Here is a 16,104-nt window from a genome sequence, read left to right as displayed (position 1 = left end):
CCCATGACCAGCGACATCACCCTCTTCGTCAATCCCACAGCGGGGCGCGGCCGGGGCGCGCACGCCGCGCAGCCGGCCGCTCGCGTGCTCCGGGACGCCGGCTTCTCCGTGCGGACGATCCTCGGCCACGACGCCGACGACGCGCTGCGGCGCGTCCGCGAGGCCGTCGCGGCCGGCACCGACGCGCTCGTGGCCGTGGGCGGCGACGGCGTCGTCTCCCTGGCGCTGCAGGCGGTGGCCGGCACCGGCACCCCGCTCGGCGTGATCGCCGTCGGCACCGGCAACGACTTCGCCCGCTCCCTCGGACTGCCCGTCCGGGATCCGGCCGGGGCCGCCGCGACCGTCGCCGAGGTCCTCAAGGGCGACGGCGGGCGCGTGATCGACCTGGGACGGGTCGAGCAGGGCCTGGGGGAGCGGAACCAGGGGGGCTCGGAGGAGGACGGCTCGGGGGAGAAGGCCGCCGGTGCGGCCGGCGGGCGCTGGTTCGGCACCGTTCTCGCCTCCGGCTTCGACTCCCGGGTCAACGACCGCGGCAACCGGATGCGGCTGCCCGCCGGACGTTTCAAGTACGACCTCGCGATCCTCGCCGAACTCGCCTCGTTCCGGCCCATCCCGTACCGCCTCACCCTCGACGACGGCACCGAGACGAGGGTCGACGCCACGCTCGTCGCCGTCGGGAACGGCACCTCCTACGGCGGCGGCATGCGCATATGCGCCGACGCCGTCATGGACGACGGGCTCTTCGACGTCATCGTCGTCGGCGACCTCCCGCGCACCGAACTGATCAAGGTCTTCCCGCGCGTCTACAAGGGCACCCACCTCAGCCACCCCAAGGTCACCCTGCACCGGGTCCGTGCCCTCACCCTCGACGCCCCCGACGTGACCGGATACGCCGACGGCGAGCCGCTGGGCCCCCTCCCGCTCACCGCCCGCTGCGTCCCGGGTGCCCTGCGCGTCCTGGCCCCGCCCGCCCCGTAGCAGCCCGCCCGGCAGGTCCGCCCGGGGCCTCCCGAGGCCGCCCCATAAAGATCGCGTCACTGTCAGAGGGGGCGGGTAGGCTCGTTGACAAGATGACTGAGGACCTCACACCAGCCGAGGCGTACGCGGCTGCCCGCGCCCGCTCCGCGGACCAGGCCACCGCGCTGGCCTCCTTCCGCGAGATGTACGACTTCGGTCTGGACCCCTTCCAGATCGAGGCATGCCAGGCCCTCGAAGCGGGCAAGGGCGTGCTCGTCGCCGCGCCCACGGGCTCCGGCAAGACCATCGTGGGCGAGTTCGCCGTCCACCTGGCCCTCCAGCAGGGCCGCAAATGCTTCTACACCACGCCCATCAAGGCGCTCTCCAACCAGAAGTACACCGACCTCGTCAAGCGCTACGGACACGACAAGGTCGGCCTGCTCACCGGTGACAACAGTGTCAACGGCGACGCCCCGGTGATCGTCATGACCACCGAGGTCCTGCGCAACATGCTCTACGCGGGCTCGCAGGCGCTCTCCGGCCTCGGCTACGTGGTCATGGACGAGGTCCACTACCTCTCCGACCGCTTCCGCGGCGCCGTGTGGGAGGAAGTGATCATCCACCTCCCCGAGTCGGTGACGCTCGTGTCGCTCTCGGCGACCGTGTCGAACGCCGAGGAGTTCGGCGACTGGCTCGACACCGTCCGCGGCGACACCGAGGTCATCGTCTCCGAGAGCCGCCCCGTGCCGCTGTGGCAGCACGTGCTGGCCGGCCGGCGGATGTACGACCTCTTCGAGGAGGAGACCGACCACGGCGGCCGCGGCTCCTCCCGCCGCGAGGTCAACCCCGACCTGCTGCGCCTGGCCCGGACCGAGAACTCGCGGACGTACAACCCGCGCGAGCGGCGGCGCGGCAAGATGGTCCGCGAGGCCGACCGCGAGCGCGAGCGGCGCGCACGCTCCCGGATCTGGACGCCGGGCCGGCCCGAGGTCATCGACCGGCTGGACGCCGAGGGGCTGCTGCCCGCCATCACCTTCATCTTCAGCCGGGCCGGCTGCGAGGCCGCCGTACAGCAGTGCCTCCACGCGGGCCTGCGGCTCAACGACGAGGAGGCCCGCCTGCGGGTCCGCGAGATCGTCGAGGAGCGCACCGCCGCCATCCCCACCGAGGACCTGCACGTCCTCGGCTACTACGAGTGGCTCGAAGGCCTGGAGCGGGGCATCGCCGCGCACCACGCCGGCATGCTGCCGACCTTCAAGGAGGTCGTCGAGGAGCTGTTCGTCCGCGGTCTCGTCAAGGCGGTCTTCGCCACCGAGACGCTGGCCCTCGGCATCAACATGCCGGCCCGGTCGGTGGTCCTGGAGAAGCTCGTCAAGTGGAACGGCGAGCAGCACGCGGACATCACCCCCGGCGAGTACACCCAGCTCACCGGGCGGGCCGGGCGGCGCGGCATCGACGTCGAGGGCCACGCCGTGGTGCTGTGGCAGCGCGGCATGGACCCCGGCCACCTCGCCGGACTCGCCGGCACCCGTACGTATCCGCTGCGCTCCAGCTTCAAGCCCTCGTACAACATGGCGGTCAACCTCGTCGACCAGTTCGGCCGGCACCGCTCGCGCGAGCTGCTCGAGACCTCCTTCGCCCAGTTCCAGGCCGACCGCTCGGTCGTCGGGATCTCCCGCCAGGTGCAGAAGAACGAGGAGGGCCTGAGCGGCTACAAGGAGGGCATGACCTGCCACCTCGGCGATTTCGAGGAGTACGCGCGGCTCCGCCGCGAACTCAAGGACCGCGAGACGGACCTGGCCCGGCAAGGCGCCGCGCAGCGCCGTGCGCAGGCCGCGGCGTCGCTGGAGCGGCTGAAGCCCGGTGACGTCATCCACGTGCCGACGGGCAAGTTCGCCGGTCTCGCGCTGGTCCTCGACCCGGGCGTGCCGGCCGGCCGGACCGACCGGCACCGCGGCTTCGACCACCACGACGGGCCGCGCCCGCTGGTGCTGACGGCCGAGCGGCAGGTCAAGCGACTCGCGTCGATCGACTTCCCGGTGCCCGTGGAGCCGCTGGAGCGGATGCGGATCCCGCGGTCCTTCAACCCGAAGTCGCCGCAGTCCCGCCGCGACCTGGCCTCCGCACTGCGGTCCAAGGCGGGTCACCTCGACCCCGAGCGGCACCGCAAGCAGCGTTCGGCCGCGGCCGACGACCGCCAGATCGCCCGGCTGCGCACCGAGATCCGCGCGCACCCCTGCCATGGCTGCGACGAGCGCGAGGACCACGCCCGCTGGGCCGAGCGCTACCACCGGCTGCAGCGCGACACCAAGCAGCTGGAGCGGCGCATCGAGGGCCGCACCAACACCATCGCCCGAACCTTCGACCGGATCGTCGCGCTCCTGACCGAGCTGGACTATCTGCGCGACGACGAGGTCACGGACAACGGCAAGCGGCTCGCCCGGCTCTACGGCGAACTCGACCTGCTGGCGAGCGAGTGCCTGCGCGAAGGCGTGTGGGAGGGGCTCAGCCCGGCCGAGCTGGCCGCCTGTGTCTCCGCGCTCGTCTACGAGGCCCGGCAGTCCGACGACGCCATGGCGCCGAAGCTGCCGACCGGCCGGTCGAAGGCGGCGCTCGGCGAGATGGTGCGGATCTGGGGCCGGCTGGACGCGCTGGAGGAGGAGTTCCGGCTCCACCAGGCCGAGGGCGTCGGACAGCGCGAGCCCGACCTGGGCTTCGCCTGGGCCGTGTACCAGTGGGCCTCCGACAAGGGGCTCGACGAGGTGCTGCGCGAGGCCGAGATGCCGGCCGGCGACTTCGTCCGCTGGTGCAAGCAGGTCATCGACGTGCTCGGGCAGATCGCCGCGGCCGCGCCCAGGGAGGGCAGCACCGTGCCGAAGAACGCGCGCAAGGCCGTGGACGCGCTGCTGAGGGGCGTGGTGGCGTACAGCTCGGTGGGCTGAGCGATGCGCTGAGAGACGCACTGAGCAGTGCGCTGACGGGCCCGGCCGGGGCGGATGGACGCCTGGCCGGGCCCGACGGTTTTCCGGCCAGGTTCGGCGACATGCCCGGACGGATGTCGGCGGGGGAGTGCCGGCGAGTTTTCCACAGCCGGTTGTCCACAGGGCTGGCGTGGTGTCGGGTCCGTCGGCTTCCATGGTCGCGTACGCACCACCGGGCCCTGTGGGGCAACTCCCGTGGAAGGAAACGCCTGTGACCACGCACGCCGGTCCGCCCGCCGATGCCGAGGCCAGGGAGGCGGACGGACGAAGGAGGGTGCCGGGACCGCGCGGGGTCCCGGTGCTCGGGAACATGCCGGAGTTCGGCAAGGACCCGCTCGCCTTCTTCGAACAGCTGCGGGGGCGCGGGGACTTCGTCCGCTGGCGGTTCGGTCCGAGCGAGATGCTGTTCATCGCCCACCCGGAGACCGTCGGCGAACTGCTCACCGAGGTCGAGCGGACCTTCGACCAGCCCGACCTCGGCATTGCCGTACGCAGCCTGCTCGGTGACGGGGTGGTGGTCGCCAAGGGCGCGGACTGGCGGCGCAAGCGCTCCCTGGTGCAGCCGTCCGTGCGGCCCCGGCAGGTCAAGTCCTACGCGGCCACCATGGCCGAGTGCGCCATCGCCCTCGCCGAGCGGTGGACCGACGGACAACGGGTCGACGTCAAGCGGGAGATGACCGGGCTCACGCAGCTGATCGCCGTCCGCACCATCTTCGGCACCGATACCGCCGCCGACGTCGAGGCCATCGGCCAGGCCATGGACGTCGCCCAGCGGGAGATCGGCGACGAGTTCAGCGGTCTCGGCGGGATCCTGCCCGACTGGGTCCCCACGCGGGGGCGGGCCCGGATCAAGCGGGCCGTGGCCGTCATCGACAACGAGGTCGCCCGGGTCGTCGCCCGCCACCGGGGCGGCGACACCGAGCGCCCCGACCTGCTCAGCCGGCTGCTCGCGGCCCGGGACGAGACCGGCGCGCCGCTCTCCGACCGGGAGATCCGCGACGAGACCGTCACCCTCTACGTCGGCGGCCACGAGACCACCAGCTCCACCCTGCTGTGGGCGTGGTACCTGCTGGCACACAACCCGCGGGTCGCCGACGCGCTGGGCGAGGAGCTCGACCGGGTGCTCGGCGACCGGGACCCCGGCTTCGACGACTTCACCGAACTCGCCTACACCCAGGCCGTGGTGAAGGAGACCCTGCGTCTCTATCCCGCGATCTGGCTGACCACCGCGATCGCGAAGGAGGGCGCCACCCTGGGCGGCGCGCCGGTGCGCCCCGGCACCCGGGTCTGGAGCAGCCAGTGGGCCACCCACCGCGACGGCCGCTGGTACCGGGACCCGCTGGAGTTCCGTCCCGAGCGGTGGCTCGCCCAGGCCGACGGCACCCCGGCCGAGGACATACCCGAGTACGCCTGGTTCCCCTTCGGCGGCGGCCCGCGGGTCTGCCTCGGCACCCGCTTCGCGATGGTCGAGGCCGTCCTCGTGCTGGCGGTGATCGCCCGCCGCTTCCGGCTCGACCTCGACCCCGGCGAGATACGCCCGGTGCCGAGCCTGACGCTCCAGCCCGACCGCGAGGTCCTGGCCACGGTGCGCAAGCGGTAGGCCGTGTCCGGAAAGCCCGGGGTGGGGCCGACGGATCAGCGCCGGGGCCGTCACGCCCCCGTCATGCGGCGTCGGTGACCGGCTTCAGGTCGTGGAGCAGGAAGTGCGGTTCCCCGTCGTCGGTGGACTCCGACCAGAGTCCGTCGGCGTCGAGGACCGAGGCCGCGACCATCCGTGCTTCGGCGACGAGTTCGGGCAGGTAGCCGAAGCCCGGCCAGGGCAGCTCCGGAAAGTCGTGCGCCTCGCCGAACCGGCGTACCCGCGCGATGTCGCCCAAGGCCGCTGACGGAAGTGACTCGTTGGCCCAGGACCACAGCCAGGTCCGCTGGGACAGGCTCACGCTGCCGATCATCGTGAGCCGTCCCGTCAGGAACGGCTCCCCTCCACGGGATCAGGTCATCCGTGCGTCGTCGAGCGACCAGTGGTACCGGACATCCCCCGACAGGCCGTTGCGCTCGACCGTGAGGGCCTGCCGCGAGCGGGCCCGCTCGCGAGCCGAGGACACGACCTCCTCCCAGTCGGCGTGGTCGTGCGGTGAACGGCCGTCCACGGTGCCTCCTCGTGTGCGTACGGTCGGCGAGATCCTGGCACGCACGGGACGCCTTGACGCGGGGGCGGGTTCGGGCCGGGTCAGAGCAGGGCCAGGGCGAGGTCGCGCAGGTCGGCGGCGCGGAGCACGCGATTGCCGAACCCCGGCAGCGGGACGTGCAGCGGGTCCGTCCAGCGGGCGGGGCCGTGGACCGCGCCCGCCAGCATGCCGGTGACGGCGGCGACCGTGTCGGTGTCGCCGCCCAGGTCGATCGCGGCGGCGAGCGCCGACGTGTACGAGGCGGTGGTGCGCAGTGCCCAGAGGGCGGAGCCGAGGCAGGGCCAGACGGCGCCGTTGAACTCGGTGGCGTCCTCGGGCCGCCAGTCCGGCGCGAGGACCGCCGCCCACCGCTCCCGGTGCGGCGCGGCGACTTCGGCGAGCGTGGCGGGTACGGCGGCGAGCGGGTCGTCGCCGAGCAGGGCCACGCGGACCAGTTCGTGGAGCACCGCCGTGCCCTCCCACGTGGCGGGGTCCCCGTGGGTGAGCGCGGCGAGGTGCCGGGCGGCGGTCATGGTGGCGGTGCGCCCCGCGGCGGCGAAGTGCACGGCGGAGGTGGCGGCGCGCATCAGCGAACCGTTGCCCGCCGCGTGCATGGTGCCCTCGAAGTGCCGTGCCGCGGCGGTGTCCCAGGGATCCCCGCCGAGCAGCACGGCCTCGGTCTGCAGGCCGATGTCCTTCGGTTCGGCGGCGGCCCAGCGCCGGAACCGGTCGAAGATGTCGGGCAGGTCGAGCCCGTCGCGCTCGACGAGCGACGCGCCGACCAGGACAGCCATCTGTGTGTCGTCCGTCGCCTCGCCCGGATCCCAGCCGCCGCCCCCGCACATCTCGCCGGCCCCGTCCGGGAACCGCTCCCGGAACACCCCCGGGAGCCCGAATTCGAACGGCGCCCCCAGCGCGTCTCCGACGGCGGAACCCAGTACGGCACCGACGGCCCTGTCCTCGAAACGCATGGAAAGCGACCTCGTTTCGCGCCGGACGGACAATCGGTTGTCCCGTCCTCCCGCGAAAAGTGATGCCAGATCCATCATGACAGGTCAAAGGGATTTTTCGTAGGACGAACGGCACAGCTCAGGACGGTTGTTGGGCCCTGTCGGCGGCACTCAGAATCGCCGTCATGAATGCGTGGGGGAAATTCGATCAGGACGCAGTTCTCCGGGCCCGGGTGGCACTTCTGGCCTCGGGGCGCCGCACCGTACGCGAGGAAGTCGACGCCTATCGGGTACTTGCTCAGGTGAGTCCCAAGGCCTATCTGCCCAAGCTGGTCCGGGCCCTGCAGCACCTCGGTTTCGACGACCGGTTCAGGGACCGGCCCGAGATCCAGTGGACGCTGTGCGAGGAGGCGCTGGCGGCGGCCCGTGCCGTGGATCCGGCCGAGCCCGCCCGGGAAGACCTCGTGCACACGTCGCTCGCCTACGCCCAGCGGCCTCTGTTCGCACTGGGGCGACGCGCGGAAGGACTCGCGCTGCGCGCCGAGATGCTGGCCATGGACCGGGCGAAGGCGAAGCGGACCGGAAGCAGCCGGGTCGGGGGGCTGCCCCTGTGGGCCGCCGGTGTCGCCGAGGAGGGACGGCACGCCGAGGCCGCCGAGGCCATGGCCGAGTGGGTCGCGGCGATTCGGCCGGACGGGCTTCGATACGGGGAGCTCGCGGCGGGGTTCGTGCAGTGGATCGGCGCGCTCGACGCCGCCGGCCGGTCCGGTGAGGCACTCGCCGCGTACGGGGAGCTCGTCGATGTGCAACGGGCCGGGGGCGGGCAGGGCGATGTGTCGCTCGGCGACCACCTCCATACGCTGATCGGCCACGCGCGGATGCTCGACGCCCGCGAGCGGGACGAGCGGGCCGCCGCCGCATGGCAGGAGGCGCTGGCCGTGTTCATGGAGCTGGCCGCCACCGGCGAGCGCACGGGCTGGAACGATGACCGTCAGGTGGCGTACTGGGCGGTCCTGCAGTCGTGTTCCCGTGTGGACGGCGAGCGGGCGACCCGCGCCGCGCCACGCCCCGCGGCGGGTGCGCGCCACCAGGACTGGTCCGCCGACGCCCGGCGGCACTACGCCGACAGCCTGGACCCCCTGCGTGAGGAGAGGGACGTCCTCACGCCGCGGGCCGCCGAGGATCCGGACCGGTTCCTGGCCGAACTGGTCCGGGTCCACCACACGCTCACCATCCGCTCCGCGGTGCTGGCGGGGAACCGCTGGTACCGCTTGCCGGAGCGCGTGTGCTCCCTGTTCGACGAGGGGGTGGAGCTGGCCCGCCGGCTGCACCGGCACCAGTCGGCGGACGGGACGCGGGTCCTGGCCGACCGGCTCGTCGACCGGGCGGCGTACCGGGTCGTCGCCCGGGAATACGCCCCCGCCCTCGACGATTTCAGGGAAGCGCTGCACCTCCTGGGGAAGATGCGCGTGTCGTAGACCCGTCAGCGGCACCGTGGCCGGTGAGCAGGATCGTGCCGCCGGTGAGGAACCAGCTGGAGAGACTGCCAGGCCCGCTCGGCGTCCACCGGTGTGGGTGTGGTCATGCCCTCGCCTCTTTGAAACGTGGAGGGATCGCCGGGGCGCGCCGGACCGGATCAAGCAGGACCGCCCCGCTTCGACTTTCCTGGGAAAGCTGGCGCTGACTTTCTCGGTAGGTAAGTCGAAGCGGACCCGCACCCGCGGGATGACGAAGGGGCGGAGGCCGGCCGGCCTCCGCCCCTTCGTCTCTCCGTCGACGTCAGGCGGCCTGGGGCTCGCGGGTCCTGCGGGCCGGCGTGCCGGGCCTCGCGCGCGGGAGGCGCAGGGCGAGGGCCGTGCCGAGGGCGGTGGCGACGGCGATCGCGCCGGCCGCGGCCAGGGTCGCGGCGTCGGGGGAGAGGAGCGGCTGCCCGCGCAGCGCCTGCCAGGCGACCACGGCGAACACGGCGGCGTACGCGCCGGAGGCGACCAGGACGAGCCGCAGTCGGACCCGGTCGTCGGCGAGCCGGGCGAAGCGTGGGGCGAGCGCGGCCAGGGCGAGCAGGAGCAGCGGGATCAGCTGGAGCGCGTGCATCCCGAAGAAGTGGGCGACGCGCAGGTCGCCGCCGGTGGTGGACCAGCCGATCAGCGGCAGGCCGGGCCCGCCGTCGGTCACGCCGACACTGTGCGCGCCGGTGATCCCCGGCTTGTCCTGGGCGCGTTGGCCGGCCGTGGGCTGGGTCATCACGAAGCCGATGGCCGCGCCGGCGAGCGCGATGAGGGAGGAGAGCCGTACGGCCCAGGCGGTGGCGCGGTCCAGGATCCGGGCGCGCAGCAGCAGGACGGCGATGACCAGCGCGGCCAGCCAGAGCACGGCGACGGTGGCGCCCATGGCCTGGAAGAGGGCCGCGTCGAAGGGTGTCCCGACGTTGAAGTGGCTCTGCCGGCCGCGGATCACCTGGCCGGTGATGATGACCATCTCGGCGGCGGACGTGACGGTGAGCACGGTGCCGGCCCACCAGCCGACCCGGCGGGCCCGGGTGCCGGGCAGCAGCGAGAGCATCCAGGCCAGCGTGAGGCCGTAGGCGATGAACGAGAGCGCGAACTTCAGCGGCTTGGCCCAGATCGGCACGCCGACCAGGACCCGGTCGTCCAGCGCGAGTCCGCCGACGCAGACGAGTGCGAGGGCGGCCATTGACGCGGCGAACCAGACCAGGGGCCGGTGGAGTGTGCGGAGTTGCGGTGCCGAGGTCATGGGAGTCCCCCCGAGGGATGCGTGGCATGTGGGGCGCGCGCGGCGCGCAGCGCACAGCGGCAGAAACGGATAGTGGCACTTCCTGCTATCTGATAGAGCCACTATCTATGATGAGGAGGCGGTCGGCAAGGCCGGAGCACGACGGGAAAGGTGAACGCGCGGTGCGTATCGGAGAGTTGAGTCGCAGGACCGGGGTGTCCGTGCCGACGATCAAGTACTACGTCCGGGAAGGGCTGCTGCCCGCGGGGCAGTTGACGAGCCCGAACCAGGCCTCGTACGAGGAGACGCACATCCGGCGGCTCCGCCTCATCCGCGCCCTGCTCGACGTCGGCGGTCTGTCCGTGGCGGCCATCCGCGAGGTCATCGTCGCCATCGACGATCCCGAACTCCCCCTGCACGAGATGCTCGGCACCGCGGCGCAGCGCGTGGCCCCGAGCTATGACGGTGCCGCCGGCGGGCAGACGGAAGACAGCCGCGCGGCCGCCCGGAAGGCCGTCGCCGAGCTGATCGCCCGCCGCGGCTGGCGCAGTCACCCGCTGTCCCCGGCCGGCGAGGCCCTCGCGGTTGCCCTCGCCGCCCTGGAGGACGTAGGCCACGGTTCCTTCATCGAGGTCCTCGACGACTACGCGGACGCCGCCGAAGGCGTGGCCCGCGCGGACCTGGACTACGTGGCCCGCAACGTGGCGCGCGAGGACCTGGTCGAGAGCGTGGTCGTCGGCACCGTCCTCGGCGACGCGGTCTTCGCCGCACTGCGCCGGCTCGCCCAGGTCGACGCCTCGGACCGGCTGTACGGCACGGAACGCTGAGCAGCCGGACCCAAGACCGGCTGTACGGCACGGAACGCTGAGCCGCCGGCCCCGAGACCGGCTGTACGGCACGGAACGCTGAGCCGCCGGCCCCGAGACCGGCTGTACGGCACGGAACGCTGAGCCGCCGGCCCCGAGACCGGCTGTACGGCACGGATCGCGGAGCCGCCGCCCCCGGGAAACGCCCGAAGGGGCGGAGACCGGTCGGCCTCCGCCCCCTCGGGCAGGTATGAACGGGGAGTGTCAGCCCTCCTGCTCGCGCTCCACCTGCGCGTTCCACTCCCGCTTGACCGCGCGCCACGCCTCGTCCGTCTTGCCGAGCCGCCAGTAGCCCGAGATCGACAGCCGCTCGCGCGGCACGCAGCGGTCCAGCCGCAGATGGCGGCGCAGCTCCTTCACGAAACCGGCCTCGCCGTGCACGAAGGCGTGGACGTCGCCCGCCGGGAAGTCCAGGGCGCGCACCGCCTCGGTCAGGGCCTCGCCCACCGGGCGGTCGCCGCGGTGCAGCCAGGTGACGTCGACCCCGGCGGGCGTACGGAACTTCTGCTCCTCGGCGACGTCCGCCACCTCCAGGAACGCGTGCGCCACCGCGCCCTCCGGCAGCCGTTCCAGCGCCGCCGCGATCGCCGGCAGGGCACTCTCGTCACCGACGAGGAGATGCCAGTCGGCGGCCTCGTCCGGGGCGTAGCCGCCGCCCGGGCCGAGGAAACGGATGGTGTCCCCGGCCTGGGCTCGCGCCGCCCACGGCCCGGCCAGGCCCTCGTCGCCGTGCACCACGAAGTCGACGGTCAGCTCCCGGTGCACCGGATCCCAGGCCCGTACGGTGTACGTCCGGGTCGCCGGCCACTCGGCGCGCGGGAACTCCGCGCGGATCCGCTCCATGTCGAACGGCTCCGGATACGTCACGCCCTCCGGCGCGAACAGCAGCTTCACGTAGTGGTCGGTGAAGTCGCCGAGCGTGAAGGCGTCGAGGCCGGGGCCGCCGAGTATCACGCGCATCATGTGCGGGGTGATCCGCTCCGTGCGCACCACTCGGGCCTCGTGTGCCTGCGGCGCCTTGCGGGCGGGCTGGGCGGCGGGCTGCTGGGCCACGGTGGTCTCCCCGTTTCGGATCCATGCGGTCGAGATCCTGCCTCCGGGGGAGCCGACGCGCCCTCGGAACAGAACTTAGGATTACCTAAGCTAACATCCCGGCGCGCGTCCGTAACAGGCCCCTCAGCGCTCCAGGACCGGCAGCATCCGCCCCACCGCCCCGCCGAGCCCCCACCGCTCCACCAGACCCATGAGCGCTTCCGGGTCTCGCGGCGCCGCCGGCAGGGTGGGCGAGAACTCCGGCAGGGGCACGTCCCGTGCCACCCGGACCACCGTCGGGGCGACGTCCAGGTACTCCGCCGCCTCCACGACGCCCCGCCGCTTCGCCGGGGTGAGCCGCGAGGTCCGGTCGGCCGCCGCCGCGCGGACCCCCGCCAGATCCCCGTACTCCGTGATCAGCTGCGCCGCCGTCTTCTCGCCGATGCCCTTGACGCCCGGCAGCCCGTCGCTGGCGTCCCCGCGCAGCGCCGCGAAGTCCGCGTACTGGTCGGCCCGCACCCCGTACTTCGTACGGATCAGCTCCTCGTCCACCAGATCGCAGTCCCCGACGCCCTTGCGCGGGTACAGCACCCGCACCCCGCGCCCGTCGTCGACCAGCTGGAACAGGTCGCGGTCGCCGGTCACGATGTCCACCGGGCCCGCCGCCCGCGAGGAGAGGGTGCCGATCACGTCGTCCGCCTCAAAGCCGGCCGCGCCGACCCGGGCGATGCCCAGCGCGTCGAGCACGTCCACGATCACCGGCACCTGCGGCCCCAGCGTGTCCGGGATCTTCTCCTCGTCCGGCCGGCCCGGCTCCGTCACCTCGGCCACCCGGTGCGCCTTGTACGAGGGGATGAGGTCCACCCGCCACTGCGGCCGCCAGTCGTCGTCCCAGCAGGCCACCAGGTCGTCCGGCCGGTGGTCCTGGACCAGGCGGGTGATGAAGTCGAGCAGCCCGCGCACCGCGTTCACGGGGGTCCCGTCCGGCGCCCGGACCGAGTCCGGAACGCCGAAGTACGCGCGGAAGTAGAGGCTGGCGGTGTCGAGGAGCATCAGGCGTCGCGTCACCCCCCGATCATGCCGCACCCCACCGACACCACCCGCCACCTGGAGTGACGCCGGTCACCATTCGGTTTGCGCCACGGGGACCCGGGCAGGCGCGAGCCCGGAGCGGACCCGGTACGGGATTCGACGGTGTGAACCGCGCGAGAATCCCCGTACGCGACGGGTGAAGCGGGCGGATCCCGCCCCGCTCCACGGCCCGGCTGCGGGGGTGGCGGGCCGTTTTCGTTGCTACCCGTGAGGTGTATGTGTCCAGGCTCCAGGCCGACCATCTGTTCAAGGTGTTCGGCAGACGACCCGACGAAGCCGTCCGCGAGCTCGCCGCCGTCGGCGGCGAATCGGTCGACCGCGAAGCCCTGCGCTCCGCCGGTACGACGGCCGCCGTGATCGACGCGTCGTTCACCGTCGACCCCGGCCAGATCTTCGTCGTCATGGGCCTGTCCGGATCCGGCAAGTCCACGCTCCTGCGGATGCTGAACGGCCTGCTGCCCCCCACCGCCGGCCGCGTCCTCTTCGACGGCCGCGACCTGACGGCGCTCTCCCCCCGCGAGCTGCGTGCCGTCCGCTCCACGAAGATCAGCATGGTCTTCCAGCACTTCGCCCTCTTCCCGCACCGCAGCGTCCTCGAGAACGCCGCCTACGGCCTGGAGGTCCAGGGCGTCGGGCGCGCCGAGCGCGAGAAGCGCGCCGCCGAGGCGCTGGAGCTGTGCGGGCTCGCCGGCTGGGAGAAGTCCTGGCCCGACGAGCTGTCCGGCGGCATGCAGCAGCGCGTCGGCCTGGCCCGCGCCCTCGCCACCGACGCCGACCTGCTCCTGATGGACGAGTCCTTCAGCGCGCTCGACCCGCTGATCCGCCGCGACATGCAGGACCAGCTGCTGGTGCTCCAGCGCAAGCTGAAGAAGACCATCGTCTTCATCACCCACGACCTCAACGAGGCCATGCGCCTCGGCGACCGTATCGCCGTCATGCGCGACGGCCGGATCGTCCAGCTCGGCACCGCCGAGGACATCCTGGTCCGCCCCGCCAACGACTACGTCGCCTCCTTCATCCAGGACGTCGACCGCACCCGGGTGCTCACCGCCGCCGCCGTCATGACCGACGGCACCGTGCCCGCGGCCGACTGCCCGGCCGACTGCGCCTGCCAGGCCGTCGGCCCCGACATGCTGCTGGCCGAGCTGTGCGCGATCTCCGCGCGCGCCCCGCACCCGGTGGCGGTCAAGGACGAGGACGGCTCCGTCCTCGGCGTCGTACCGCAGGAGAAGCTGCTCGCCGCCATGGGCAGCCTGACCGCCGAGTCCGCCGCGTCCCTGGAGCAGCCCGCCGCGAAGACGCCCGCTACCACGACGCCTGCCGCCAAGAAGGCCACGGCCGGCTCCGTCTCCAAGGCGGCCGCCGCCACGGCTGCGCCGGCCACCGGCCCGGAGGTGACCACCCATGCCTAGGCTTCCCCTCGGCCAGTGGGTCGACAGCACCGTCGACTGGCTCCAGGCCCAGCTGTCCTGGCTCTTCGACGCCATCAGCACCGGCGTCACCGGCCTCTACGACGGCATCGACGCGGTCCTGTCCGCGCCCCAGCCGCTGCTCTTCGCCGGCATCCTCGCCGTCGTCGCCTGGTGGCTGCGCGGCCTGACCGCCGGTGTCCTCGCCTTCGCCGGTTTCGCGCTCGTCGACTCGATCGACCTGTGGGACGAGGCGATGTCGACCCTCTCCCTGGTGCTGGTCGCCACCCTCGTCACGCTCGTGATCGCCGTACCGCTCGGCATCTGGGCGTCCCGTTCCAAGGCCGTCAGCACCGTGCTGCGCCCGGTCCTGGACTTCATGCAGACCATGCCGGCGATGGTCTACCTGATCCCCGGCATCATCTTCTTCGGCGTCGGTGTGGTCCCCGGCATCATCGCGACCATCGTCTTCGCCCTGCCGCCCGGCGTCCGCATGACCGAGCTCGGCATCCGGCAGGTCGACGGCGAACTCGTCGAGGCCGCCGAGGCGTTCGGCACCACTCCGCGCAACACCCTGCTGCGCGTCCAGCTGCCGCTCGCCCTGCCGACCATCATGGCGGGCGTCAACCAGGTGATCATGCTCGGTCTGTCCATGGTCGTCATCGCCGGCATGGTCGGCGGCGGCGGGCTCGGCGGCGCCGTCTACCGAGCCATCGGCAACGTCGACATCGGCCTCGGCTTCGAGGCCGGCATCTCCATCGTCATCCTCGCCATGTACCTGGACCGGATGACCGGCGCCCTCGGCCGCCAGGTCTCCCCGCTCGGCCGCCGCGCCGCCGCCAAGGCGCACGCCGCCCGCGCGAGCCGCGCCGGCGCGAAGATCTGGGCGCACCGCCCGCAGCCCGTCACCGCGCTCGTGGGCGTCGTGATCCTGGCGCTCGTCGCCGGCGGCATGGGCTTCTTCGGCTCCGGCGCCTCGTCCTCGTCCGCCAAGGGCAGCGGGAACGGCAAGAAGATCACCCTCGGCTACATCCCGTGGGACGAGGGCATCGCCTCGACGTACCTCTGGAAGGAGCTCCTGGAGCGCCGCGGGTACGAGGTCGCCGTCAGCCAGCTGGAGGTGGGCGCCCTGTACACCGGTCTCGCCGGCGGCCAGGTCGACCTCCAGACCGACGCGTGGCTGCCCGTCACCCACGCCCAGTACCTGAAGAAGTACGGGAACAAGCTGGAGGACCTCGGTTCCTGGTACGGGCCGACCTCCCTGGAGCTGACCGTCCCCTCTTACGTGAAGGACGTGAACTCCCTCGCCGACCTCAAGGGCAAGGCCGGGCAGTTCAAGGGCCGGATCGTCGGCATCGAGCCGAGCGCGGGCATGATGGGCATCCTCAAGGACAAGGTGCTCAAGGAGTACGGCCTGGACGGCGAGTACAAGGTCGTCGACGGCTCCACGCCCGGCATGCTGGCCGAGCTCAAGCGCGCCTATGCCAAGAAGGAGCCGATCGCGGTCACCCTCTGGTCGCCGCACTGGGCCTACTCGGACTTCGACCTGAAGAAGCTCAAGGACCCGAAGGGCACCTGGGGCGCCGGCGACGGTGTCCACTCCATCGCCCGCAAGGGCTTCACCGCCGACAACCCCGAGGTCGGCCGCTGGGTGAAGGACTTCAAGCTCAGCGAGAAGGAGCTGACCGGCCTGGAGGCCGTCATCCAGGAGACCGGCAAGGGCAAGGAGCAGGACGCCGTCCGCACCTGGCTCGACCAGAACCCGGGCGTCGTGGAGCGGCTCACCCCGCAGTAGCACCGGGGAAGCGGTAACCGGGCGTCACCCGGCCGAAAGGGGCGGCCACCGAACCCCGCAAGATGATCGAGTTCGGCCGGGGCCTGACGCGCGCGAACAGCCGCGACCGGGAGGAGTGAAC

At 72.6% G+C, this 16,104-nt stretch carries 12 protein-coding genes and 1 pseudogene; 7 read left to right on the top strand and 6 right to left on the bottom strand.

Going from position 1 to position 16,104, the window contains the following annotated elements; translation table 11 throughout:
• The first annotated feature begins 3 nt into the window (after positions 1-3).
• The 3 genes from ABZ693_RS17605 to ABZ693_RS17595 all read left to right on the top strand — a co-directional run bounded on the left by ABZ693_RS17605 (position 4) and on the right by ABZ693_RS17595 (position 5,538).
• On the top strand, positions 4-978 hold the full coding sequence (locus ABZ693_RS17605) for a diacylglycerol kinase (protein WP_359877655.1): 975 nt from the start codon (positions 4-6) through the stop codon (positions 976-978).
• Between the two features lie 92 nt (positions 979-1,070).
• The gene (locus ABZ693_RS17600; protein WP_359877653.1) at positions 1,071-3,899 is read left to right on the top strand and encodes a DEAD/DEAH box helicase; all 2,829 of its coding nucleotides are present in this window, start codon (positions 1,071-1,073) and stop codon (positions 3,897-3,899) included.
• A gap of 250 nt (positions 3,900-4,149) precedes the next feature.
• Positions 4,150-5,538 (top strand): cytochrome P450, encoded by a 1,389-nt coding sequence (locus ABZ693_RS17595; protein WP_435842453.1) that lies wholly within the window; start codon positions 4,150-4,152, stop codon positions 5,536-5,538.
• A gap of 61 nt (positions 5,539-5,599) precedes the next feature.
• On the opposite strand, the pseudogene ABZ693_RS17590 reads toward ABZ693_RS17595, so the two are convergent.
• The 3 genes and pseudogenes from ABZ693_RS17590 to ABZ693_RS17580 form a co-directional block, all read right to left on the bottom strand.
• A pseudogene (locus ABZ693_RS17590) lies at positions 5,600-5,911 on the bottom strand (DUF6882 domain-containing protein); the annotation flags it as partial.
• Positions 5,912-5,929: 18 nt separating this feature from the next.
• The gene (locus tag ABZ693_RS17585; RefSeq protein ID WP_359877650.1) at positions 5,930-6,088 is read right to left on the bottom strand and encodes a hypothetical protein; all 159 of its coding nucleotides are present in this window, start codon (positions 6,086-6,088) and stop codon (positions 5,930-5,932) included.
• Positions 6,089-6,168: 80 nt separating this feature from the next.
• Positions 6,169-7,077 carry an ADP-ribosylglycohydrolase family protein gene (locus tag ABZ693_RS17580; protein WP_359877647.1) on the bottom strand — a complete coding sequence of 303 codons (909 nt, stop codon included), beginning with the start codon at positions 7,075-7,077 and terminating at the stop codon, positions 6,169-6,171.
• A 281-nt stretch (positions 7,078-7,358) separates the two neighbouring features.
• Here ABZ693_RS17580 and ABZ693_RS17575 point away from each other — a divergent pair, with 281 nt between their 5' ends.
• The gene (locus tag ABZ693_RS17575) at positions 7,359-8,534 is read left to right on the top strand and encodes a hypothetical protein (protein WP_359877645.1); all 1,176 of its coding nucleotides are present in this window, start codon (positions 7,359-7,361) and stop codon (positions 8,532-8,534) included.
• 301 nt (positions 8,535-8,835) lie between these two features.
• On the opposite strand, the gene ABZ693_RS17570 is transcribed toward ABZ693_RS17575, so the two are convergent.
• Positions 8,836-9,750, bottom strand: a complete 915-nt coding sequence (locus tag ABZ693_RS17570; RefSeq protein WP_359877838.1) for a hypothetical protein — start codon at positions 9,748-9,750, stop codon at positions 8,836-8,838.
• 221 nt (positions 9,751-9,971) lie between these two features.
• Between ABZ693_RS17570 and ABZ693_RS17565 the strand changes: the two genes are divergently transcribed.
• A complete protein-coding gene (locus tag ABZ693_RS17565; protein WP_359877642.1) occupies positions 9,972-10,616 on the top strand; it encodes a MerR family transcriptional regulator in 645 nt (214 codons plus the stop codon).
• Positions 10,617-10,859: 243 nt separating this feature from the next.
• Here ABZ693_RS17565 and ABZ693_RS17560 read toward each other — a convergent pair whose 3' ends face one another.
• Together ABZ693_RS17560 and ABZ693_RS17555 are read right to left on the bottom strand one after the other, a co-directional pair.
• The gene (locus ABZ693_RS17560) at positions 10,860-11,708 is read right to left on the bottom strand and encodes a siderophore-interacting protein (protein WP_359877641.1); all 849 of its coding nucleotides are present in this window, start codon (positions 11,706-11,708) and stop codon (positions 10,860-10,862) included.
• 123 nt (positions 11,709-11,831) lie between these two features.
• A complete protein-coding gene (locus ABZ693_RS17555) occupies positions 11,832-12,740 on the bottom strand; it encodes a 5'-3' exonuclease (RefSeq protein ID WP_359877835.1) in 909 nt (302 codons plus the stop codon).
• Positions 12,741-12,997: 257 nt separating this feature from the next.
• On the opposite strand from ABZ693_RS17555, the gene ABZ693_RS17550 reads away from it, so the two are divergent.
• Complete coding sequence (locus tag ABZ693_RS17550; RefSeq protein ID WP_359877638.1) at positions 12,998-14,191, top strand: quaternary amine ABC transporter ATP-binding protein; 1,194 nt, start codon at positions 12,998-13,000, stop codon at positions 14,189-14,191.
• Positions 14,184-15,983 carry an ABC transporter permease/substrate binding protein gene (locus tag ABZ693_RS17545; protein ID WP_359877635.1) on the top strand — a complete coding sequence of 600 codons (1,800 nt, stop codon included), beginning with the start codon at positions 14,184-14,186 and terminating at the stop codon, positions 15,981-15,983. Before ABZ693_RS17550 ends, ABZ693_RS17545 begins: the two co-directional genes overlap by 8 nt.
• The last annotated feature ends 121 nt before the right edge of the window (positions 15,984-16,104 follow it).

The organism is Streptomyces laurentii (assembly GCF_040635425.1).
GTDB lineage: Bacteria > Actinomycetota > Actinomycetes > Streptomycetales > Streptomycetaceae > Streptomyces > Streptomyces laurentii.
The sequence above is the reverse complement of the archived record's forward strand: the minus strand, read 5'-3'. Positions and strand labels throughout refer to the sequence as shown.